The sequence below is a fragment of the Myxacorys sp. genome (assembly GCF_059501405.1).
Genome location: NZ_JCACCM010000057.1, coordinates 16,701 through 39,543, shown reverse-complemented (window position 1 = coordinate 39,543; position 22,843 = coordinate 16,701). Strand labels below are relative to the sequence as shown.

The following is a 22,843-nucleotide window of genomic DNA, read 5'->3' as shown; positions in this document are numbered from 1 at the left end:
AAACAACGTTTACAAACAGTCTCTTAGTGTGCTTAATTTCGAATATCTCCGGTTAAGTCGATAATATCGTCCTAACTCCCCTGGCGACAGCTATAGTCGTTATTAATTGCTCCTTTCTTACATATTGGGACAGGTTGGCATGTCGTCCCCGACCAACAGCCTTGCGAGACTGGGCAATGCTTCACCGTAAGTGGGATGAATGTGAACCGATTGTTCCAGTACCTGCCATGTTGCTCCAGCTTCCATCAGTGACAAAAAGACATGCACTAGCTCGGCAGTTTCGTATCCCACTAGTGTTGCTCCTAAAATCAAATTCGTCTGAGTGTCGATGACCATACGGTAAAAGCCCAAATCATGCCCCCACTCTATGCTGCGAGCGATGTGAGCCATCGGCAGGGTGACTTCGCGAGCATGAATGCCCTGTTGCTGAGCCTGCTCTCGTGTCATTCCCACCCGGCCCACTTGCGGCTCGGTATACACGGCATAGCCTAAGACTCGATCGTCGCGTGTCCTCTGTTCGCCACAGAGAATGGCTTTCAAGCGACGATAGTCTTCCCAAGAAACATGAGTGAAGGCAGGCTGTTTGGCAGCGTCTCCGATCGCATAAATGCCAGCACCGGTGGTCTGAAACTGATTGTCAATTTTAACAAAGCCTTGGGCGTCTAATTCAACGCCTGTCACCGCAGCATTTAATGCATCAGTATTGGGTTTGCGTCCGATTGCAATCAGCAATGCTTCTCCATCCAGTGCTTCGCCAGTGTTCAGCGTCAGGGTAAACACACCGTTGGTATAAGCAACCTGCTGAACCATCGTGTTGAAATGCAATCCTATTCCATCGTGCCCCAATGCATCAGCAAGCACAGCACTGACATCGGATTCTTCTTGAGCGAGCAAGCGATCGCCTCGCATAATCAATTGGGTCTGACTGCCTAAACGCGCGATTCCTTGCCCTAACTCTAGGGCAATATAGCCGCCGCCAACCACGAGCAACCGGGGCGGAATCTGCTGTAAATCAAAGAAGTTTCGGTTGGTGAGATACGGCGTTCCCGCTAAACCGGAAATGTCAGGAATGGTAGAGGATGTCCCGGTGTTAATGACCACGATTGGAGCCTGCACCGTCACACTGCCTCCGCTCACCGTTCGCTCTCCGGTGAACGCGGCTTCAGCGCAGATGACTCTAACCCCTGCACTCTCTAGTCGCCGCTTGGTGCCCCCGTTAAACTGGCTGCGAATTTCGCGCACGCGCTCCATCACCTTAGGGAAATCGACTTCAACCTGTGCGTGTATGCCTAGCTTTGCGGCTTGACGAGCACGACCTGCGGCATGAGCGGCGGCTAAGAAGGCTTTAGAAGGCGTACAGCCATAGTTGATGCAACTGCCACCCAATGCATCGCGCTCAAAGAGAACAACGTTCTGACCTGATGATGCAAAGTCAGCCGCGAGTGGCACACCGCCCTGACCGCTGCCAATCACAATTACATCTGCTGTTTCCATCGTTACCTCTGTTGATAGTTGGTCATCTGTTTGTCGGATAATGCTCTAGACAAGGTGATTTTGTGATGAGATAATGCTGTCGGTTAGTTTACGGTGAAACAGATGAGTACACACTCAATGGTACTCGAACCAGTTCGCTGCCCGACTTGTAACGGAACTCATATTGTCAAACACGGTAAGAGTGCTGAAGGGAAACAACGGTATCGATGCCGGAATACGGACTGTTCCCGCCATAATTTCGTTTTAGACTACACTTATCGGGCTTATCTGCCTGAAGTTAAGCAACAGATTAGTGACATGGCAATTAATGGCAGTGGAATTCGAGACACAGCACGAGTGTTGAAGATCAGTCAAACAACCGTGATTGAAATATTAAAAAAAAGCTCGTCACTTAAAATCCGTCAATGAGCCGTTGCTCGAAACGTTGAAACCAACTGCGGTGGAAATCGTTCAACACGTCGAAGAAGCTGAACTCGACGAGATGTGGAGCTTTGTCAAATGTAAGCAACAAGAGCGATGGTTGTGGCACGCCATTGATCACACTACCGGACAAATTCTCGCGTATGTTCTTGCCGATCACAAAGATGCAGCATTCCTCCAACTGAAAGCCTTATTAGCCCCCTGGCATTCAAACGTTTTACACCGATGGCTGGGGAGCCTACGAACGTCACCTAGAAGCAAACCAGCATGTGGTTGGCAAAACCAACACTCAGAAGATTGAACGGAAGCATTTGAATCTGCGAACTCGAATCAAACGATTAGCACGGAAGACGATCTGCTTTTCCAAGTTAACGTTGATGCATGATATTGTCATTGGCCTGTTGATCAATCGGGAAGAGTTTGGTTTTACCCTCTAATCCTAAGATCACCTTGTCTAGAGCATTATCCGAATGCCGGTGCGTTCCACTCGGACTAAGCGCTCACACCCACCCAAGTTGCATCCAGTCCAGCAACGGTATCTAAGACACTAACGGTACGTTGCGTCATCCGATTTCGGGTCTGTTCGGTTTGATCATCGACACTTTGCGCCTCATGTTGCTCAAACTGCGTCTTCAGGTGTGCAAACAACTTCGGCTGATTGCCTTTGACCGCAATCACAAAGTCATTGCCGCTTCCGATGATTTGCTCAACCGTTTTTTTGGGTATGCAAGGCATCGAGGCTAAACCTCCAAATCAGGGAAGTAAATAGAACATTTCCTTATAAGTATCCTAGATAGAGATTTTAAACAGAAGGCACTGGTTTGTTAATGGGTGAAGTTATCAAACCCACGAGTGGTCAAGAGTTCAGAGATTGAAACCGGGCGATTGCAGTACCCCATAGCCATCGCTGGAGTCATCTTGTGCTTCAGTCCCCAGTGCGGTCGTACCCAGTTCTGGATCAGACGTTGCACATCTAAAACTCGTTGTAATCCCTCCACGCACTTGGCATACAGGTTTTGTCGTCTGCGATAAGCACTCGCCAATCTTGTTGAACAGGCTTGACATTTCAGACGATCGCTTCTACTTGATGGCAGCTTGATCTCAACACCAAAAAGCAGAAACTGTTAGAATCTCACTTCAAAGCTAAGCTATTTCCCAACATCTCTAGTAATTTCTGGATTGGCTTGTACGGAACGCTGTGGATTGATTCGATGGATGCGTGGTCAGTCTGGGCGGAGCAACTGATGTGACTCAAGCCGCAAAAGCGCTCTTTTTTCTGACGAGGATTACGGGCACTTTCCCTCATCCAGTCCGCTTTCTAGCCGCTCTGTCACCCCGTGAGCACTTTCACCCAAAGCAGCATAAACTAAGTGCGAAACGATACTGAGAACAGCTACGCCAACGCTTTGAGGAGTAGCAAGAAATCGCTTGCGTGAAAATTGCTGCGTAAAATTAAGCAACGCTTGAATGTTGGAGGATTACTGTGCTTAATGCTGAACATACGTGGTTAAGTTGATAATGCCATGACAAACAATCTGCCGTTCTGGTCAAATAATTCGTCGCTCTACACCAAAGATCTTGAGAGGAAAGGTGAGTGGCAGTCGTCATGCTAGGAATCTCCATGCGAGTCGTTACTGTCATGTGAACGCTGAGTTTAAGAGTTAAGGAGCCGATCGCTCAGGTCAATGGGTTGCTGTTGGTGATAGCTACAGCGAAAAATGCAGCGTTTGTGGTTAGCGTGATGCAGCTTGGCACACTTGATGGCTCTGCGCCCGAACCCGTATTGGTACAATGCGGATGCTGAAACCATACTGAGTGGTGGCACCAACACATACAGCCAGAATGCCGTCCAATTTTGGGCTGGAAATGCCGAGGCAAAACTGCGGGCAGGGTTCATGCCAAAGCCAGAAAGGGGCGCTTCAAGGGTGACATAAAGCATCACTAAACAGCCTGCAAATACTCCTGTGTAGCGACTGAGCGTGTTGTGGTTGCTGGTGAACAGAACCATCGTCATCATGATAAATGCAACAATCCACTCACCAGCCAACGCGCCGATCAAGCCCAGCGCACTAGGAACCGTCACGACATAGCTCACAGGGGGTTGCGTGAACAGGCTACCAAAGAGCAATGCCACCAGGTAAACCCCTGCTAAACCACCCAGGCATTGAAACACAATATAAAAAATGGCGTCCTGACGTTTGACTTTACCAGCTCGGTAAAACGTGAGCGTAATCGCTGGATTCATGTGTGCCCCGGATTGCTTGCCCCAGGGAGAATAAATCAGTGCGATCGCCGTCGTACCCATTGCCACCCCAATCAAAAAGCGACGCAGATCAGCATTGGTGATCGCCTGATGCACCGGGGAATGGGGATACTCAAACAGGATCGTAAATACACCAGCCGAAACCATGAAAAGCCCAAGCTCTGCGGCTTCCATCAGATATTCTGGTAGATGCCTTTTAAGGGTCTCCATGCTGACCTCCCGCTGTTCCACGATTAACAGTTCGATGTTCCACATTCTGTAGAATCATCGCGGCTACCAGTCCTGTCCAGCCCGTTTGGTGGCTGGCTCCCAGACCCGCACCATTGTCACCGTGAAAATATTCATGGAACAGGATCAGATCTTTCCAATGGGGATCGGTTTGGAAGATTTCCAGATTGCCATAAACGGGACGCTTGCCCGCTTCATCCGGCTCGAAGATGGAGACTAAGCGATGAGAAAGCTCGATCGCTACCTCTCGTAGCGTCATTTCATGACCAGAACCCGTTGGACACTCAACTTTGAATGTATCGCCGAGATACTCATGGAAGCGCCAAAGTGCTTCGATAATGAGATAATTCACCGGAAACCAGATCGGTCCCCGCCAGTTGGAATTGCCGCCAAACAGCCCTGTGGTAGATTCGGCGGGTTCATAGCGCACGCAGTAATCATGCTCACCTTCATGCAGCGTATAGGGATGTTCTAGATGAACTTTTGATAGCGCCCGAATGCCGTGAGGACTGAGAAATTCATTCTCATCCAACAGGCGCTGCAAGACGCGCTTTAATCTTGACCCGTAGACGATCGCCAATAGTCGTCTGGCTCCTATTCCAGGCGTTTCCATACACGCCACTTTATTCTTCAGTTGGGGACGATTGCGGATAAACCAATCCATCCGCCGCTTAAACCCTGGAAATTGCTGTAGTGTATCCAACTCCAGCACCGTCACCGCAAAGAGGGGAATTAACCCCACCATCGATCGCAGCTTCAGCGGAAACTGACGCCCATCCGGCAGTCGCAGCGCATCGTAGTAGAAACCATCTTCGTCATCCCAGAGCGCAATCTCGGCATCGCCAATCCCATCGATCGCATCTGCAATGTAGAGGAAATGCTCAAAAAACTTGCTGGCAATGTCTTCATAGGCATTGTCTTCTTTCGCCAGTTCCAGCGCGATCGTCAGCATGTTCAAACAATACATGCCCATCCAGCTTGTGCCATCAGCTTGATTCAGATAGCCGCCTGTGGGAAGTTCTTTGCTGCGATCGAATACACCAATGTTATCCAGTCCTAGAAAACCGCCCTGAAAGACATTGTTGCCTTCTATATCTTTGCGATTGACCCACCAGGTAAAGTTCAGCAGCAGTTTGTGAAAGACACGTTCCAAAAATTGGCGGTCACTGCGTCCATAAAACTTTTGCTCTACCTGATAGATGCGTAACGCTGCCCAGGCATGAACTGGGGGATTGACATCACTAAACGCCCACTCATAGGCAGGCAATTGACCGTTAGCCTGCATGTACCATTCGCGGGTGAGGCGATCGAGCTGCAACTTGGCAAAGTCTGGATCAAGCACCACCAAAGGAATCAAATGGAATGCTAAATCCCAGGCAGCAAACCAGGGATATTCCCACTTGTCAGGCATAGAAAGAATATCTTCACTGAATAGATTGATCCAGTCATGGTTGCGTCCTCTCTTCCGTTCAGGTGGTGGCGGCGGTTGTTTGGGATCACCATTTAACCAGTCATGCACGACGTAGTTATAGTACTGCTTGCTCCACAACAGTCCGGCAAACGCCTGTCGCTGAATGTTGCGCTCCTCTTCCGACATTGGAAAGGGACAGAGGCGATGATAGAACTCATCTGCTTCCTGTTTTCGTGTGTGAAAGATCTCATCGAACTCAGCCCCTAATGGATCGCTGAGTGCCTGTTGATCGGACAACCGTAGGCGAACCGTTTTGGTTTCTCCGGGTGCGAATGTCAAGGGATAACGAGCCGCAAATTTAGTGCCAATGCGATCGCCATTAATCGCATTTTGCTTGCCATCCACGACATATTCATTGATGCCGTCTTTCACATAGGGTGATGTATTGCTGGAGCCAAAGAGCCGTTCGTAATTCGTTTCGTTATTGGTAAAGAGCAGTTCTGCACCGGGTTCACAATAGAGCCAGTGAGTACCAAGAGTTGGATGGTCGGCTTCCAGTACGCTCACTGTGGTGTCAGCGACTACTTTAATGAAGGGTGCTTCGGTATCCGGCAGCCAGCCCCACAAGTTGCGAAACCAGAGCGTTGGTAGGAGATGCAGCGTACAAGTTTCAGAGCCTCGATTGGCGATCTCCACCTGAATCAAAATATCTTCAGGTGATGCCTTGGCGTATTCCACAAAGACATCGTAGTAGCAATGCTCGGCAAAGATGCCGGTATCAAGCAGCTCAAATTCGGGTTCAAATTTGCTGCGGCAACGGTTTTCTTCCGTTAACTGGGTATAGGGAAACGCCTGCTGGGGATACTTATACAGGCATTTCATGTAGGAATGCGTGGGCGTATTGTCTAGATAAAAGTAATACTCTTTGACATCCTCGCCATGATTCCCTTCACTACCCGTTAAACCAAATAAGCGCTCTTTCAAAATCGGATCGTTACCATTCCACAAGGCAATCGCAAAACACAAGCGCTGACGATTATCCGAAATGCCCGCGATGCCGTCCTCACCCCAACGGTATGCCCGCGATCGTGCCTGATCATGGGGGAAATAATCCCAGGCAGATCCAGACGGGCTGTAGTCTTCGCGCACCGTGCCCCACTGCCGCTCACTCACATAGGGTCCCCAACGCTTCCAATATGCAGTGCGTCCCCGATCTTGCTGCAACCGCTGTTCTTCTGGAGTCATCATTACTACTGCTCCTGATAGTTCCAGAGTAAACCACCATCGACAAAGAAGGTTGTGCCCGTAACGTAATCGGCTTCAGCAGAGGCAAGAAACGCGACGATCGAAGCGACATCGCCTGGTTTGCCTAAGCGCCCTAACGGAATATTTTGCAAAAGTGCACCCAACTTCTGGGGATCATTCAGGAGTTTGGTATTGATGGGCGTTTCGATCGCCCCTGGAGCCACATTGTTGATGTTGATCCCAAGCGACGCTAGTTCGACTGCCAAGTTACGGGTCAGCATCTTCAAACCGCCCTTGCTCGCACAGTAAGCAGCAAAATGAGGAAAGGGCAGTTCTTCATGCACTGAACTGATGTTAATGATTTTGCCAGGTTGTTTGGTTTCCCTTAAATGGTTCACAAGAGCCTGCGTTGCAAAAAATACACCCTTAAGGTTCACATTCAACACGGCATCATAATCGGCTTCAGTCACGTCCCAAAAATCGGCATTTTTCTCGATCCCGGCATTATTGACTAGAATATCCAACTTGCCAAAGTGAGCAATACTGTCTGCAACCATGCGCTGCACATCAGCCACCCTCCCCGCGTCTGCCTGCACTGTGAACCCATCAACCATGTGGCACTGACCACCCGCCGCTTTCACTTTCTCCAGGGTTTCTTCTGCGCCTTCTGGATGCGATCGATAGTTAATCACTACACCCGCTCCTTCTTGAGCCAGCCGGATGGCAATGGCTTGTCCAATGCCTTGGCTGCTGCCTGTTACCAACGCTACCTTACCGTCAAGTTTCATAGGTTTCTTGGTGAGTTTTGAGTTTTGAGTTTGAGTGATTGCATTGAGGCGTGAGCGCTGATCACGCTTAGCTACTTCAAGCGCTCCATCAAATGTTCACTGACCCGCAGAGCATTGGCAATGATTGTCAGCGTCGGATTAACGCCGGAGTTTGATGGGAAGAAACTGCCATCCACCACATACAAATTATGGATGTCATGCGTGCGACAGTTGAGATCCAATACCGACGTGGTAGGGTCTTCACCAAAGCGACAGGTACCACACTGATGCCCCACAACCTGAATGCCTGTGTTGTTGCGCGGATAAATACCGTGGTGCAGTCGCACATTTTCGGCACCTTTATCGATCGCCTTCAAGATTTCCGTCCAGCGATGAACCAGGCGATCGCGGGCTTTCGTATTATTGGGCGTGTAGTTTAAATGCAATTTATCTCCCTCGACCTGCACGCGATTATTGGGATCAGGTAAATCCTCTGTTTGTAGCCACCAGCCCGTAGAATGGCTGGCAATTTGCTGCAATCCAAAGCCGGGTACTAATTTTACCAGCGGAGCCAGCAGCGACGGCGCTTCGGCTGGGATCATATCTCCAAGGACGTTACCCGTGTTTTGCACTTCGCCCATCGGATAGGGAAAGTCTGGTTCTCCCCAGTAAAAATCATTCAGACAAATGGTTTTTTGATACACATCAGGATTAGGGGTAGTGCTGAGTTGCACCATTGCAGTAGTCAGGTGCTTCATCAAATTGCGCCCGACCTGATCAGAGCAATTGGCGAGTCCGATCGAATGCTTATCGTTGGCAGATCGCAACAATAGGGCTGCTGAATTAATGGCACCACAGGCAACCACCACAATGTCACCCTGAAACAGGTAAGTCTCCCCACCAATCTCAGTTTCCACCCCTGTGATCTCCCGACCCGATTTGCTCGTCTGTAGCCGCAATACTTTCGCTTCGGTTTTGAGCGTCACGTTGGGAAATTTCAATGCGGGTTCAATCCCTTCCACTTCGGCATCTGCTTTACCGTGCACTAAACAGGGAAACCCATCACACGTATCACAACGAATACAGGTGCTGAGGGTACGATCGACTTCATTGAGCTTCAGACCCAGTGGCAAATGAAACGGATGCAAACCCTGCTTTGAGATCGCCTCACTCAGCTGCTGCATGCGCGGCTCATGGCGAATGGGAGGATAGGCATACTCGCGGCTGCGAGGTGGTTCCGTTGGGTCTTCGCCCTGTTTGCCATGCACATCGTAAAGGATCTCCGCTTCGGTGTAGTAAGGCTCAAAGTCCGAGTATTTGAGCGCCCAGGCAGGCGAGATGCCATCGCAGTGTTCAACTGCTTCAAAATCCCGCTCTCGTAAGCGCAGCAGAGCCGCACCATAGACTTTGGTGTTTCCGCCCACCCAGTAGCTCATCTGAGGACGAAACGGTTTGCCAGCACCGTCATACCAATGGTCTGATGTATGGTAGCGCTCCTTCGCGTACACTTCAGATGCACTCCAATTCGTTTTTTCTTTGGGTAAGTAAGTCCCTTGTTCCAAAATCAGAATTTTCTTGCCAGTTGGGGCCAGTTTGTAGGCTAAGGTGCCGCCACCTGCACCCGTACCAATAACAATCAGGTCATAGGATTGCTCATCATTGGTCACGATCGCTCTCCTCGTTGGTTTTTGCTTATTAATTCAGGTAGAAGAACTCGTTCAGCCACCAAAGCCGCATCGTCTTAGGCCACTTGCGTTTTTGTTAAGCCTGAGCAAATTGTACTAACAACCATACCAGCAGATTCTGAGTAATGGGTAAGAAGATTCTGAATAATGGGTAAGAGTAGTGCCTTTACATCAAGAACAAGAAACAATAGCCTTAGCCAATTTGTCCTAAGTTAGACTACGGCTCATTGACCAAGACCACTAATTTCCCTTTTGCCTGGTTAGACTTCATATATTGATGGGCTTCAACAATTTCATTGAAATGGAAAATCTGATCAACATTGACTCGGCTTTGCCCCGCAGCGACACCATCAATAAAGTGTTGTAACTGTTCAACTGAGAAGTCTGTAGACGGTCAACCTGACTGTGTGAAGAATATCATTCATCGGTGAAAAGTTGAAGGCCCAAGCATTGCCCAAAATTCTGGTCATGCAGACAATACCGCCAAGGGTTGCGCATTGCAATGAATCAAGCAGAGTCGTGGTGCCCACGAGTTCCAAAACTCGATCGACACCATTAGGAAAGTGCTCATGGATGACAGATGCAATTTTCCCAGTTGGGCAGAATTCATTGAGTTATCTAACCGTCTGCCCGAGAGCTAAGGGATGGCAACAACACTGTTTCTGATTCATCACGCATGTCTAGTCTCTAGCCTCACTATGCATTGCCATAAACTGGAATTGCTGCCCCTCGGATATCTTGTGCTGCTTCAGATGCCAGAAAACAAATGACTTGAGCTAACGATTCGGGGTTAACCCATGTGTGTGCATTTTGAGATCCCATCGCCACTCGGTTGACAGGTGTATCGATGATACTGGGCAGAACAACGTTGGCAGTGATGTTTGTGCCTTTCGTTTCATCTGCGATCGCCTTGGTCAGAGCAACCACTCCTGCTTTTGAGGCACAATAGGCGGCGAGTTGTCCGCTTGGTTCTACTGCACCTCGTGATCCGACTGTTACGATCCGTCCATAACTCTGTTCCAGCATTCGTCGGAGGCAGTGCTTGCTGACTAAGAAGGTTGAGTTGAGGTTTAAATCAAAGTCTCGTTGCCAGTCGGTAAATGGATACTCGTGAGTTTTGCCCATTGCAAAGCCACCAACGAGATGAATTAAGATATCAACTTTGGGCATGTTGTTCACTAAGCGTTCTACGGACTGCTCATCTTGAAGATCGGCAGAGACAGCATTGATGCGAGCCATGTCATCAGCAGGCAATGCTTCTTTCAAGCGATCGAGATCTTGAACTCGACGGTATGGAATTGTTAGGTTACCCCCTTGTGCTAACACAACCGGTGTCACCCCCAAACCAAGTCCACCTGTTGCGCCTGTTAACAAAACATGTTTCCCTTCCATGTAATACCACCTTATATTGATTCATTGGATGGGTTAAACGTTCACCTAATCAAGAACACGCTCATGTCACGATCCGTTTTGTAGATCAGTTACAGTAATGCTTTCTAACACTAATCTGTAGCTGATTCCTTCAGTGACCAAGCGTTTGAGTCGTTGGGTGAGCGCAACGCTCGTGTAGCATAAGTTCAGTGGAAGGGAGGTGAAGTTTTACCTCCCTCTACCTCATGCAGATGGAAAATGCTGTAACATCCTTATTTGATTTCAGCCGAAGCAAATTCTGTGACTCGCCCAAGTCGTGCTGCTAGAAACACATCATAGGTTGCACAATAGGCGATCGTGACATCGTTTGCTTTGTTGTAGAGATGGACAACCGTACCTGCCCCTCCCGGTTGAAGTGCGATCGGTTTTAAATCTCCAAAGAAAAGACGACGAATTGTATCACCGCTGCCTAATTCATCTCTCAACTTTCGCAGTAGAGCCAGTTTTTTCTCAAGATCTTGAGGGGTTGGATCGGCTGGATTTATGGCTTGGCTCATGATCGAATTTCTCCAATGATGTTTACAACGTACGTCACCACGGCCCGGTATCGGCAGGCTCATTTACTGATTGCAGAATTAAGTTCAAGCTGCCTTTATTTGATGCATGTGAGGTGAGCATGGGAGTGGCGATCTCATTTCTTACTTTGTCGGGGATTACACCAATCGCAGGTCATTTGTAATTCGAACTGGATAAAGTTATGAGAGGCTTGTAACTCATAAAAAGCAAGAAACAAACTCCAGCAGAGAATACAAACAGCCACTAGAAAAATAGCTAAGACGAGATAGGAAACCCACTGAATTGAAGTAGCGATCGAAACAGCGACAACCAGCATGTCCACAACGAAAATAAATAGGGAAAAGTAAATCAGTGCCAGGATATTATGAAGCAGATGGTGATGATGCAAAAGCTTTGGGGTTAAACACTCCAAGTGATGCAACTGATTTACCTTTGGACCATTGCCCAAATTACTCTGCCTTAGATTTACACTCTCCTGCTTTAAGGAACGGAGCAGATTGTCGATAGCGGTGTACCGAAGAATGATCCCATTTAGCAGAATCGCACAAGCAGAGATCATGACTGCTGGAGCAATAATGGCTCCAATTACTCTAGTAGCTGCTTCCGGTGACAGTATCATTGTTCAACTAGTTTAACTACGTCACAATCGGACAGGTGACCGTAATTCCAGCAGGTGTAAATTCTGGACTACCGTCAATATTGGCTCACAATCCTCGTGCGTTATATTGCAGAGACTGGAAAATATCGTTAAGTTGACAATACCGTCACCAACAGAGCACAACGATTCTGATGTATTCACGATGCATTTAGACTTCTCTATTGCGCGATCGCAGCATGTTCAATAACCTCAGCAACGGCATTTGGATGAGAAACCATCACTACATGTGACGCGCCATCCACAGCGAGCGTCTCCCTTGAGTTAGCGCGCTTCGCCATGAAAGAGTGCACCGCCGCTGGAATGTTCAAGTCGCGATCGCCATAAATAAACCAGGACGGGATGGACTTCCATGCAGGCGCGCTGGAGGCTTCGTTCAGCGCGCCTTCTGTAATTGGACGCTGGGTGCTAGCCATCAACTTCGCGTCACTGGCGGGCACATCCGCAGCAAACTGTGCGTGGAACTTGTTCTGCTGAATGTAGAGGTCTTTGCCGCCATCAGGCAGTGCAACTGGTGGCGCGAGTGTCGGACCGAGTGTGCTGCCCGGATGACGTCCTGAAAGTTCGGCAGCAGTCTCGCCCACCTCAGGAGCGAAACCAGCAACGTAGACCAGTGCCTTCACGCTCTTGTTGCCATTGACTGCATTGGTAATCACCGAGCCTCCGTAGGAATGCCCGACCAGCACGATCGGACCCTCGATCCCCTTGAGGACGCTAGCGACATAGCCCGCATCACTCTTAACTCCGCGTAGGGGATTCGCTACAGCAATCGTTGGGTAGCCTTTTGCAATCAGTTTGGTCAATACACTGTTCCAACTGGAAGACTCAGCAAATGCACCGTGGACAAGAACGATAGTGGGCTTGCCGTCTTCGGCGCTTGCAGGGTTCCTCATGCCTCCTAGAGACGTGAGCATAACAGTTCCTACAAAGAGTGCGACGATCAAAATCAGACGAATGCCGTTTCTGAGGATGGGCCTGTTCATGGTGTGATCTCCTTGGTATTTGTTTATGTGGCTAGATCGTTATGCCATCGCTACTACAACGTCATCTGTAGACAAAACGGCGTTGGCAACATACCCAAAATTAATGAGTGCTGCCTTGTAGCCGTCACCTAGCTCCGGATGATGCGGAGCCGCCGTCGCATCCTTGACGACAAGCACCTCAAAGCCCTGTTCGATTAAGTCGCGCAGATGGGCTTCCACACAAAGATTTGCTAGCATTCCCAGCAGGATGACTTTGCTAAGATGACGCTTCCGCAGTTGCAACACAAGATCATTGCTTTGCGGTCCATAGACCTTATGGGGGCTGACCACGATCGTCTTACCATCCTCAATGAAAGGCTTGTAGCGATCGAGCCAATCGGCACCTGATCCTAAAAAGCCATCAAGGGTTAAGGATCCACTGCGAGTGAATTCCTTCACCCCAAGCATCATCTGCTCCAGGGTTCCGGCAAATTTCCAATTGTAATCAGCGGGGTAGTAATAGTGGGGCGAAATGAACACCTCAAAATCGTTCTGCTTCGCGGCTTTGAAGATGCGCTCAATGTTCTCAACGGTCTGATTGTCTTTCACACTGTCACCCACCAAATCCCAGGAAACTCCGGCTTCACTGAGGACATCGTTTTGTGGATCGATCACAACGATCGCGGTGTCATTTTTGTTGATGTTCATAGCTTTCCTTGCTTGTTAAAGATTTGTCAGTCAGGGGGTCTCTCACAACCTAATTTGGAATTGCCATTGCGTAGCTGCAAAATCTGCCCTTACCGGCCTCTGCCGCAATCGCAACTTGAGTATTAAAAACCACCACTGATCGGTAGCGTTGCTCCCGTAATCCAGCCAGAATCGGAAGATGCGAGGAAGACAACGGCTGGGGAAATGTCTTGGGGTTGTCCAATCCGTCCCAAGGGAATTTGCCCTTCAACCTGCTTTTGGAAGTCACCCCCGACTGCACCAGCCGCCTGTGTGCCTTCTGTTTCCACAAAGCCAGGATTGATGGCGTTAACACGAATGTTGCGGGAACCCAACTCTTTAGAAAGTGACTTTGTGATAGCATCAACTGCCGCTTTGGTCGCACTGTAAACGGAGTTGTTTGGAAGTGGAATGGTACTGACGAGCGAACTGATATTGATAATATTGCCGCCTGTCGAGTCGAAATGTTTGACTGCCTGTTGCGTGGTGAGAATTAAGCCCAACACATTCAGATTGAAATGTTTGTGAAAGCTCTCCTCAGTGATATTTTCGAGTGGATAACTTTCATAGATTCCAGCATTGTTAACCAGGATATCGAGCTTGCCAAATGTTTGTTGGGTCTTGGCAAAAAGCTGTTCAACTTCTACTTTTTGGGAAACATCTGCTTGAATGGCGATTGCCTTTCCACCCGCGCTGGTAATGTCATCCACCACGCGATCGGCTCCTTCCTTGCTGAAAGCATAGTTGACGACTACAATGGCTCCTTCGGCTGCCAGATGTTTGGCGATCGAGGCACCAATTCCTTTCGATGCTCCTGTCACGACTGCAATTTTCCCATCTAATTTTTTCATGATGAGGCCAATAGTTGTTGAATTGGAAAGATTCATCTACAACGGATGGAGACTCGCCTGCCGCGCTGGTTCATCCAATAAGGGCGGTTTATTAGCAATGCTAGCTCCATGCTTTTGTATCCACACCAGCAGAGCAGTTGAGGTAAGTGCTTTATACTTACTCCGCGAATGGACTGCTATTGAGCATATCGTTCCAACTGGGAGGAGCAAATCCATGAATGCAGCAACGACCGACTTCAGTTAGCCAAGTAAATGTGGCTGCCTGAGGCTTTCGTTCGACTTGTGAAACCATTAATTGCGTTATCTGTTGATTGAAGCTAAGCCGAGGATAGGCATCCAGTATTCGCTCTACTGTTTCTGGAGTGATATCAGAAATCCGCATTCCTAGCAGATCGGCACTCGCTCCTAGATGCACCAACGCAATCTCAGGCTGTTTGCGTATAGCGATTCCAATCGAGGTGTGGAGCGCGATCGCATCCCAAACAATCTCCGCCTTCTCGTCTGATAATCCATGTTCTAAAACGAAGGCTCGTGCAGCATCAGCACCATTGACTTCAAACCGTTGTTCACCATCAAATCGCTCAGTCAATCCCAGATCGTGCATGATGGCACCCAGGTATAACAGTTCGCGATCGCACTTGAGACTGTCACGTATTCCTAACAAATCACCAAAGAGAAAGGTTCGGATGCAGTGATTACATAAAGAAGTGGGTGAAACTTCTGTAACCAGTCGCGTTGCTTTTTTACAGATCTCGCTATCTGGAATTGAATCGTGAATTAAAGCCATTTCCGCCTCGATGATTCTCAACGTGATTACGTGAGTTGACTGCTTCTAGGGTGCTTCAAATCTGTGCCATACCGCCATCGACAAACAACTCAATGCCATTGACAAAACTGCTATCGTCTGACGCAAGAAAGACAACGGCTTTGGCGATCTCATCGGGTGTGCCGACTCTTCCCAGTGGGATGTTGTTGGCTTGGCTCTCCACAAATTCCTGCACCTGCTCATCATTCAGCCCCAAGAGATTGTAACCAGGAGTCGGAACCACGCCAGGACTAATGGCATTCACCCGAATCTTGCGCTCTTTGAGGTCAAGTGTCCAATTGCGGGCAAACGATCGCACTGCGGCTTTGGTTGCACTGTAAACGCTAAATGCTGGAGTGCCTACGGTGGAAGCCGTCGAGGCATTCAGAATGATAGAAGCACCCTCTGGTAGCAGCGGCAGTGCCTTCTGCACAGTAAACAGCAGACCTTTGACGTTGGTGTCGAATGTTTTGTCAAAGTGTTCTTCGGTGATCGCTCCCAGTGGGGCGATTCCTCCACCGCCAGCATTGGCGAAAAGCACATCGAGGTGTCCTTTCTCTTGCTGGATTATGGCGAACAGGCGATCGAGGTCTGCCAGATTGGAGACATCGCTCTGAATACCCGTGACGTTTTTCTCGATTGCCTTCACAGCAGCATCCAATTCAGCCTGACGACGACCTGTGATGAAGACATAAGCGCCTTCAGCGACAAAGCGTTTGGCAGTGGCAAGACCAATGCCACTCGTACCGCCAGTGACAAGAGCAACCTTTCCTTCTAGTTTGTTCATGATGCTGAATCCTGTGGTGATTTCAGTGCTACTTCATTTCAGCCGGATCGAATGCGGTCACTCGTCCTGGTCGGGCAGCCAAAAAGACATCGTAGGTGGAGCAATAAGCAATAGTGACATCATTGGCTTTGTTATAGAGATGGACAACTGTGCCAGCTCCTCCTGGTTGGAGTGCAATGGGTGTCAAATCGCCAAAAAATAGACGGCGAATCGTGTCCCCACTGCCTAATTCATCTCTTACCTTTCGGAGCAGAGCAAGTTTCTTCTCAATGGTTGAGGGTGTTGGATTTGCTGGGTCAGCTGATAAATGCATGGCTACAATTCTCCCGTAATTTTTACAGTGGTACTCGTTGGCGTTCTAGAAGTGAAGAAAATCGATGCTTGAGAGCATTAAGCACTGCCATAGACTGGAACGGCTGCCCCTCGAATATCTTGAGCCGCTTCAGAGGCTAAGAAACAAATCACTTGAGCTAAAGATTCAGGTTTAACCCAGTTGTGCGCGTCCTCAGCTCCCAATGCGACTCGATTGGTAGAGGTATCAATAATGCTGGGTAAAACTACATTGGCTGTAATGTTGGTTCCTTTGGTTTCATCAGCGATCGCCTTAGTTAGGGCAACGACCCCGGCTTTGGATGCACCATAAGCGGCGAGTTGTCCACTTGGTTCTACAGCCCCCCGCGAGCCAACCGTGACAATCCGTCCATACCCATGCTCTAGCATGCGTCGTAGACTGTGCTTGCAGAGTAAAAAGGTTGTGTTGAGATTCAAACCCAAGTCCCGCTGCCAATCAGCAAAAGGATACTCATGGGTTTTACCAGTTGCAAAACCGCCAACCAGATGGATCAACACATCGACTCGCGGCATATTATCCACTAGCTGTTGAACAGCTTGCTCATCTTGCAGATCAGCAGGAGTAAACTGGAGTCTGCTTTGAGTAGCGGGGGGGATAGCATCTTTGAGCCGCGCTGTTTCTTCCGCTTTGCGATAAGGCACTGTGACGAGCGCACCTTGTGCCAGTAAAACAGGAGTGACACCTAACCCTAACCCTCCAGTGCCCCCTGTCAGTAACACATACTTGTCTTTCATCATTACTCCACAAACTATTTCATCCTTCAACGCTGCCTGCTTACACCTTTGAAAACAACATATTTAACCCTTCGGTCATTGTGGGATGAGTCAAAACCCCATCGCGTAGAACGGTATAGGGCATCTGAGCTAGCATCACCATTTGCACCGTTGAAATCACTTCACCTGCTGCATGACACAACAGTGAACAACCAAGAATGCAACCTGTCTCGGTATCGACGGGTTTTACGTCCGTTTGCGACTAGCGCAGGTGCCAGTGTTTTACCCGGTTTGCCGCCACCGATAATAATGTTGTCATAGTCTTCAGTGTCCATTTCTATCTCCGTTGAGTTTGGCGGTCTTTCGTGCGGCAATTGGGATTACTTGGCAAACAATTCTTTGCCTGCTAAGACAGCAGCCACTCGTGCTACATTCGCGCCGTGATGCTTGGCAGCTTCCAGCCTTGGTTCAGTCACGCCTGTCTGCTCCATATGTTCTCCCGCAGAGCGTCCATAGGGGCCCCATTGCAGGCCACCAAGCGGATATCCTGGTGTGATTTTGGGCAAAGGAACCATCACCATTCCCAGTTCAGCAAAGTTATTTAACAGCGCCAGCATGGTTAGTTCAGCGCCACCCCCTGTATTGCCGTAACCGCCACCCGTTGCAAAGACAGCGCCCACCTTCCCAATGAGGCTATCTTTAATCCAAAGAGGCCCACAAACCTGATCGATAAATTTTTTCACTCGCCAATCTGGGCTGCCCATGTGGACGGGGGAACCCACAATGACAGCATCGCTGGCGATTACATCATCTTCAGTCACATCCTCAGCAAACTTTACCTCTACTTCAATTCCTGGAACTGATGTCGCACCAGACGCGACCACTTCTGCCATCTTCTGGGTATTGCCGTAATCGGTTGCGTAAACAATTAGAACCTTTGTCACCTTATTACCTCACACTTGTTGAAGTTGATAGCTGTTTGTACATCAAATCGCATTTAAATTCCGCTAGCCTAAATGCTGTTTTAAGAACGCTAAGGTGCGATCGCTCGCTAACTCTGCAGCTTCTTTGCGATAAGCGGAACTATTTATGCGACTAAACCCGTGACTGACTCCTGCATAGCGATAGATGGTTACCAGGGGGTTGTCTTTCAGTTCTTGCTGTATGGTCGCTTGAGCGTCTGGTGACACATACTCGTCATTTCCAGCTATGTGCAAGATCAGCGGTTTCTGAATCTTTGTCGCCTCGGCTAAATTCTTGTCAATCTCAACCCCGTAGTAACTCACGTTGGCATCGGCGTCGCTGCGGGTTGCCATCAAATATGCCAGTTTGCCGCCCAAACAAAAGCCTACACTGCCAACCTTACTTGTGCTGCTGGGATATTGCCGCAGAAAAGACAGGGCTGTCTTCAGGTCTTCTATGCCGCTATCTATGTCAAACGCTCCGAGTAGCTCAAAGCCTTTAGCACGCTGCTTCTCATCATCAAAATCCAGTTGCACATTCGGTTCCAGCCGCCAATACAAATCTGGTACGAGCACCTGATAGCCTATCTTCGCAAAATCATCGGCAATCTGCCGCATATTTTGATTGACCCCAACAATTTCTTGAATCAGCACAATTCCTGCACGCGGTTGAGTATTGGGTGTTGCTAGATAGGCATTAAAACTGCCCCCTAACAAAGCGGAAATGGTTACAGTTTGAGTTGTCATGGTGTTTCCTTCCTGTCTAATCAATTAGTGGGGATCGAAAATCCTAATTTGATTAGGCATTTGATTAGGCAGAGATAGGGTGCAGCCGCGAGGTGAGAAATTGACGGATGTAGTTTGCGATCGCGTCCCCATCTTCTTCTAATGCAAAGTGTCCGGTATCGAGTAAATGGAACTCAATTTCTTTCAAGTCGCGTTGGTAGGGATAAGCACCGTCGGCAGGGAAAATGGCGTCGTTCTTACCCCAAACAACCAGAGTAGGGGGTTGATATTGGCGGAAATATTCCTGCCATTGTGGGTAGAGCGGTGGATTCGTTCGATAGTCATAAAATAGCGCCATTTGAATCTCAGCATTTCCAGGGCGATCAAGGAAGAGTTGATCCATGTTCCAGGTGTCAGGGCTGATCGCCTCCGGATTGCGAGCGCCGTTTATGTATTGCCACTTCGTTCCCTCCAGGCTGAGAAAGTCTCTGAGCGGTTTAGCATTCTTAGCAGAAGGATCGTTCCAGTATGCCTTGGTCGGTTCCGTAAACTCCCCCAGTCCTTCTTCGTAGGCATTGCCGTTTTGCACAATCAATCCCTGCACTCGCTCTGGATGTTTTGTCGCAATTCGGTAGCCAACGGGCGCACCATAATCCATCAAGTAAAGGCTGTATTGCTTGAGGTCGATTGCAGTAATGAACTTCTCCACAATTTCAGCCAACTGATCAAATGTATAATCGAACTCATCCACCCCTGGCATGGAACTGTTACCAAAGCCTGGATAATCGGGTGCAACCAGATGGAATTTATCAGCTAGTGCGGGTATTAAATTACGAAACATGTGCGATGAGGTTGGGAAGCCGTGCAGCAGCAGAATTGTTGGATTATCACGAGAACCTGCTTCCCGGTAAAAGATATCTAAACCATCGATCGCGCTCGTGTGGAATGTAGTCATGAAACGACTCCTTGTGAGTTTATTGGTGAGAGTAAAGTGGTTGGCTTGCGGCGGCTACTTTGGCATGGGTTGCCACGTCGAGAAGTTAGCCAGATGTGCCCAGTAGGAACTCAATCCAATAAAAGCAAAGATGAGAGCTGCCGCAACTAACACAATTCCTCCAATAGTTCGCAAGAGCCGGTTTTCTTTTAGATAGAGGGTCAGTGCAGCAAAAATTCCTCCTAAACCCACTAAGATGAACCCAATTCCTGCTGGCACAGCAATTGGTGTGAGTCCCAGGTTGATGAAGCGGAAGCCAATTAGAAGCGATACAAGCCCTGCAAAGAAGCCATAAATGCCTAGGGTCAGTAGTTCCCAACCCATTGCGAGAGTGAGTGAAGTTCCTACGAATAGAATGCCAAATAGGGCAGTTGTTTCACCAAAGGCAATATTAAAACTACCAGGAATGGGCCAGGTAAGTGTCATGTGTAAGCCAGTGACTAAAGCGATCGCACCGACTACACCAAAGCCTGGAATCCAACGTCTCTGATTTGACCTACCAAGACCAAAATACACATAGCCAGCTAGCAGAGCGAGTCCAGCTGCCAGGTTAATGAGCATGAGTGTAACGTAATCGATAAACATTAGATCTCCTGTAAATGTTCGGTTTTATTGGAACTTAGACAAAAACTGAAACGAAGATGCCTGTCGCATTGCTTTGTAGCACCAGTTTTGGCTTCAGAAATACTCTTGCTTTGCGTAAGTCCTAGAAGTTTTACGGTGAGTCCTCGTATTGTCATTGCTCAGGAGGCGGAGGAATAATCTCGATGCCGTACTTAGGTGAAGTGGTGAGGATTTTATCTAAGTCTTCAGAACTCAATGGTGGAGCAGATGTAACTTGACCATTTACCGCCTTTCCTACTTCGGCAATAAACTTCTCAAATCCAGCAGGTGTCACCCAAACTAACAGTTTTGCAGGTACAGAGGTCGTATTGGTAAATCGATGAATCTGACCTTTGGGCGAATGGAGGAAGGTTCCTGCGGTTGCAACAAAGGTGCGATCGTCAAGCTGGAATTCAATCTCTCCGTCTTGAACATAGAATGATTCGTTTTCTCGGCTGTGCCGGTGCGGAGGTGTACCGCCTTGAGGGGCAACGATTACCTCACAAAGCGCATAGGCTTCCCCTGTCTCTTCACCAACTGCCTTAAAAGTATAGAGGTCTTGACCAAACCAGTAGCAATGACCTTGACCTGGTTCAACGAGAAGTTCGTTTTGGTTGATTGTCATTGTTATCTCCAAGTAACAAGTTGTTGATTGGTAAATTAGTGTTAGTGGTGGGAGTTCTGTTGCAATAGCGATCGCGCGGTCAGCTTTGATGGAAACACGCTACTGCTGGAAATAGTCGCGCCAACTTTTGGGTAAGGCTTCTAGTTGAGCAGCGCGGTGACGTAACTCCGGATTGTCTTTCTCACGAACATAGAGCTGGGTGATATCGGCAACCGTGATATTGTTATCATCCCGGCTCACCAGCTCTAGAGTGTCTCCGGCTCCGACTTTGCCCTCTTGCAACACACGGAAGTAAAATCCGGTGCGACGACTTGCAAGAAATCGTTTCACCATATCCGGTCGCCCAAACCGAATCCCCAGTTTGTAGCAGGGCAGACGAGGTTGTGTCACCATCAGTTTTACAGTACTGATCTGGAAGAGATCGCCAATATTCACCTCCTCTTCTCTCAGTCCAGTGATCGTGAAATTTTCACCAAAGATGCCTGGTAGTAGTTCTGTGTCAGGCAATTCACTTCGCCAGTAATCATAATGCTCGAACGGATAGACATAAACGGCTTTGTCTAATCCTCCATGAACGGTGAGATCGGCCTGTCCATCCCCGTCTACATTAAGCGATCGCACCATCACGCGATCGCTGACTGGCTCTTTAAAGATTCCAGTGCTAACTGTTTTCCCTTTCCAGGTCACTTCACGCGGAAGCCCGACGTTGACAGAGAAGATTTTCATCTTCATCTCAATTTCCTTTGAGAAAGTCCAGCAGCACCGGATTGACCTGATCAGCATGAGTCCAGTTGATGGCGTGCGGTCCATCAGGAATCACCACAAGGCGGCTGCCTTTGATTAGGTCCGGCAGTCTCTTTGCAGTAGACGCAAATGGAAGAATGCGATCGCTATCACCATGAATGATCAGGGTTGGTACATCAATGCGTGGTAAATCTTCGCGGAAATCGGTTAACCATGACGGTACACAGTCTAAAGTCCCCTTAGCAGAAGCACTTGCTGCCACATTCCAACTCATCTGAATAGCCTCATTACTGATGCGATCGCCCAGCAGCACATCTACGTTGAAGAAGTCTTTGAGGAATGTGGACATATAGGCTGGGCGATCGTCTACGATACTCTTCATGATGCCGTCGAAAACGCTTTGAGGAACTCCCTCTGGATTATCATCGGTCTTTAGCAGGAAGGGAGGTACTGGAGCCATCAGCACGGCTTTACTGACGCGCTCTGAGCCGTATTTGCCGAGATAGCGGGTCACTTCACCTGTTCCCATTGAGAAGCCGACCAACACCGCATCTCGCAGGTCAAGCTTTGTCATCAGTGTGTTTAAATCCGCTGCAAAGGTCTCGTAGTCATAGCCCAGCGATGGCTGGCTAGAGTCACCAAATCCTCGGCGATCGTAGGTAATGACTCGGTAGCCTGCTCCTAGCAAAACTCCTACCTGCTTTTCCCAAGAGTGACCGTTGAGCGGAAACCCATGAATCAACACGATAGGTTGACCCGCTCCAAAATCTTCGTAGTAAATATCAATGCTGGCAGAGTTTTCTTGACCGACAGTCACGTAAGGCATGAGAGTCTCCTATTTTGTGGATTCGTCTGTTGTTTGATGTGGAAAGTAGAAA

General features: G+C 48.7%; 25 protein-coding genes and 3 pseudogenes. 1 reads left to right on the top strand and 27 read right to left on the bottom strand.

The features are described 5' to 3' along the window. Positions 1-117: 117 nt before the first annotated feature. On the bottom strand, positions 118-1,494 hold the full coding sequence (locus AC5I6P_RS06050) for a dihydrolipoyl dehydrogenase family protein (RefSeq protein ID WP_495692855.1): 1,377 nt from the start codon (positions 1,492-1,494) through the stop codon (positions 118-120). 117 nt (positions 1,495-1,611) lie between these two features. Between AC5I6P_RS06050 and AC5I6P_RS06045 the strand changes: the two are divergent. Then, positions 1,612-2,351, top strand: a pseudogene (locus AC5I6P_RS06045) (IS1 family transposase). Between the two features lie 55 nt (positions 2,352-2,406). Here AC5I6P_RS06045 and AC5I6P_RS06040 read toward each other — a convergent pair. The 26 genes and pseudogenes from AC5I6P_RS06040 to AC5I6P_RS05915 all read right to left on the bottom strand — a co-directional run bounded on the left by AC5I6P_RS06040 (position 2,407) and on the right by AC5I6P_RS05915 (position 22,791). Continuing rightward, the gene (locus AC5I6P_RS06040) at positions 2,407-2,649 is read right to left on the bottom strand and encodes a hypothetical protein (protein WP_495692854.1); all 243 of its coding nucleotides are present in this window, start codon (positions 2,647-2,649) and stop codon (positions 2,407-2,409) included. An 89-nt stretch (positions 2,650-2,738) separates the two neighbouring features. Continuing rightward, positions 2,739-2,960: pseudogene (locus AC5I6P_RS06035) on the bottom strand (IS1 family transposase); the annotation flags it as partial. A 608-nt stretch (positions 2,961-3,568) separates the two neighbouring features. Next, complete coding sequence (locus AC5I6P_RS06030; protein WP_495692853.1) at positions 3,569-4,387, bottom strand: MIP/aquaporin family protein; 819 nt, start codon at positions 4,385-4,387, stop codon at positions 3,569-3,571. Then, entirely contained in the window at positions 4,374-7,064 is a 2,691-nt protein-coding gene (locus AC5I6P_RS06025; RefSeq protein WP_495692852.1) for an MGH1-like glycoside hydrolase domain-containing protein, read from the bottom strand. The genes AC5I6P_RS06030 and AC5I6P_RS06025 overlap by 14 nt, the downstream gene beginning before the upstream one ends. Positions 7,065-7,066: 2 nt before the next feature. Beyond that, a complete protein-coding gene (locus AC5I6P_RS06020; protein WP_495692851.1) occupies positions 7,067-7,849 on the bottom strand; it encodes a glucose 1-dehydrogenase in 783 nt (260 codons plus the stop codon). A 71-nt stretch (positions 7,850-7,920) separates the two neighbouring features. Next, positions 7,921-9,495 (bottom strand): GMC oxidoreductase, encoded by a 1,575-nt coding sequence (locus AC5I6P_RS06015; RefSeq protein ID WP_495692850.1) that lies wholly within the window; start codon positions 9,493-9,495, stop codon positions 7,921-7,923. A gap of 235 nt (positions 9,496-9,730) precedes the next feature. Continuing rightward, a pseudogene (locus AC5I6P_RS06010) lies at positions 9,731-9,874 on the bottom strand (zinc-binding dehydrogenase); the annotation flags it as partial. A gap of 335 nt (positions 9,875-10,209) precedes the next feature. Further along, entirely contained in the window at positions 10,210-10,905 is a 696-nt protein-coding gene (gene fabG, locus AC5I6P_RS06005) for a 3-oxoacyl-ACP reductase FabG (protein ID WP_495692849.1), read from the bottom strand. Between the two features lie 251 nt (positions 10,906-11,156). Beyond that, positions 11,157-11,441, bottom strand: a complete 285-nt coding sequence (locus AC5I6P_RS06000) for a hypothetical protein (RefSeq protein ID WP_495692848.1) — start codon at positions 11,439-11,441, stop codon at positions 11,157-11,159. A gap of 134 nt (positions 11,442-11,575) precedes the next feature. Next, positions 11,576-12,079 carry a DUF2721 domain-containing protein gene (locus tag AC5I6P_RS05995; protein WP_495692847.1) on the bottom strand — a complete coding sequence of 168 codons (504 nt, stop codon included), beginning with the start codon at positions 12,077-12,079 and terminating at the stop codon, positions 11,576-11,578. 197 nt (positions 12,080-12,276) lie between these two features. Further along, positions 12,277-13,098 (bottom strand): alpha/beta fold hydrolase, encoded by an 822-nt coding sequence (locus AC5I6P_RS05990; RefSeq protein ID WP_495692846.1) that lies wholly within the window; start codon positions 13,096-13,098, stop codon positions 12,277-12,279. A 39-nt stretch (positions 13,099-13,137) separates the two neighbouring features. Continuing rightward, complete coding sequence (locus tag AC5I6P_RS05985; protein ID WP_495692845.1) at positions 13,138-13,785, bottom strand: cysteine hydrolase family protein; 648 nt, start codon at positions 13,783-13,785, stop codon at positions 13,138-13,140. 122 nt (positions 13,786-13,907) lie between these two features. Beyond that, positions 13,908-14,654: an SDR family NAD(P)-dependent oxidoreductase gene (locus AC5I6P_RS05980; RefSeq protein WP_495692844.1), complete on the bottom strand. Its 747-nt coding sequence runs from the start codon at positions 14,652-14,654 to the stop codon at positions 13,908-13,910. A gap of 157 nt (positions 14,655-14,811) precedes the next feature. Next, the gene (locus AC5I6P_RS05975; RefSeq protein WP_495692843.1) at positions 14,812-15,441 is read right to left on the bottom strand and encodes an HD domain-containing protein; all 630 of its coding nucleotides are present in this window, start codon (positions 15,439-15,441) and stop codon (positions 14,812-14,814) included. A gap of 55 nt (positions 15,442-15,496) precedes the next feature. Further along, positions 15,497-16,246, bottom strand: a complete 750-nt coding sequence (locus AC5I6P_RS05970; RefSeq protein ID WP_495692842.1) for an SDR family oxidoreductase — start codon at positions 16,244-16,246, stop codon at positions 15,497-15,499. A 28-nt stretch (positions 16,247-16,274) separates the two neighbouring features. Next, positions 16,275-16,559, bottom strand: a complete 285-nt coding sequence (locus AC5I6P_RS05965; protein ID WP_495692841.1) for a hypothetical protein — start codon at positions 16,557-16,559, stop codon at positions 16,275-16,277. 77 nt (positions 16,560-16,636) lie between these two features. After that, a complete protein-coding gene (gene fabG, locus AC5I6P_RS05960; protein ID WP_495692840.1) occupies positions 16,637-17,335 on the bottom strand; it encodes a 3-oxoacyl-ACP reductase FabG in 699 nt (232 codons plus the stop codon). A 37-nt stretch (positions 17,336-17,372) separates the two neighbouring features. Then, positions 17,373-17,492 carry a hypothetical protein gene (locus AC5I6P_RS05955; protein WP_495692839.1) on the bottom strand — a complete coding sequence of 40 codons (120 nt, stop codon included), beginning with the start codon at positions 17,490-17,492 and terminating at the stop codon, positions 17,373-17,375. Between the two features lies 1 nt (position 17,493). Further along, the gene (locus AC5I6P_RS05950; protein ID WP_495692838.1) at positions 17,494-17,646 is read right to left on the bottom strand and encodes a hypothetical protein; all 153 of its coding nucleotides are present in this window, start codon (positions 17,644-17,646) and stop codon (positions 17,494-17,496) included. 45 nt (positions 17,647-17,691) lie between these two features. After that, positions 17,692-18,255 (bottom strand): flavodoxin domain-containing protein, encoded by a 564-nt coding sequence (locus tag AC5I6P_RS05945; RefSeq protein WP_495692837.1) that lies wholly within the window; start codon positions 18,253-18,255, stop codon positions 17,692-17,694. A 63-nt stretch (positions 18,256-18,318) separates the two neighbouring features. Further along, positions 18,319-19,020 (bottom strand): dienelactone hydrolase family protein, encoded by a 702-nt coding sequence (locus AC5I6P_RS05940; protein ID WP_495692836.1) that lies wholly within the window; start codon positions 19,018-19,020, stop codon positions 18,319-18,321. 64 nt (positions 19,021-19,084) lie between these two features. After that, entirely contained in the window at positions 19,085-19,954 is an 870-nt protein-coding gene (locus AC5I6P_RS05935; protein WP_495692835.1) for an alpha/beta fold hydrolase, read from the bottom strand. Between the two features lie 54 nt (positions 19,955-20,008). Then, positions 20,009-20,578, bottom strand: coding sequence for a DUF981 family protein (locus AC5I6P_RS05930; RefSeq protein ID WP_495692834.1), 570 nt, complete (start codon positions 20,576-20,578; stop codon positions 20,009-20,011). 151 nt (positions 20,579-20,729) lie between these two features. Further along, positions 20,730-21,221 (bottom strand): cupin domain-containing protein, encoded by a 492-nt coding sequence (locus tag AC5I6P_RS05925; RefSeq protein WP_495692833.1) that lies wholly within the window; start codon positions 21,219-21,221, stop codon positions 20,730-20,732. Between the two features lie 99 nt (positions 21,222-21,320). After that, the gene (locus AC5I6P_RS05920) at positions 21,321-21,947 is read right to left on the bottom strand and encodes an MOSC domain-containing protein (RefSeq protein WP_495692832.1); all 627 of its coding nucleotides are present in this window, start codon (positions 21,945-21,947) and stop codon (positions 21,321-21,323) included. A 7-nt stretch (positions 21,948-21,954) separates the two neighbouring features. Then, a complete protein-coding gene (locus AC5I6P_RS05915) occupies positions 21,955-22,791 on the bottom strand; it encodes an alpha/beta fold hydrolase (protein WP_495692831.1) in 837 nt (278 codons plus the stop codon). Between the last annotated feature and the right edge of the window lie 52 nt (positions 22,792-22,843).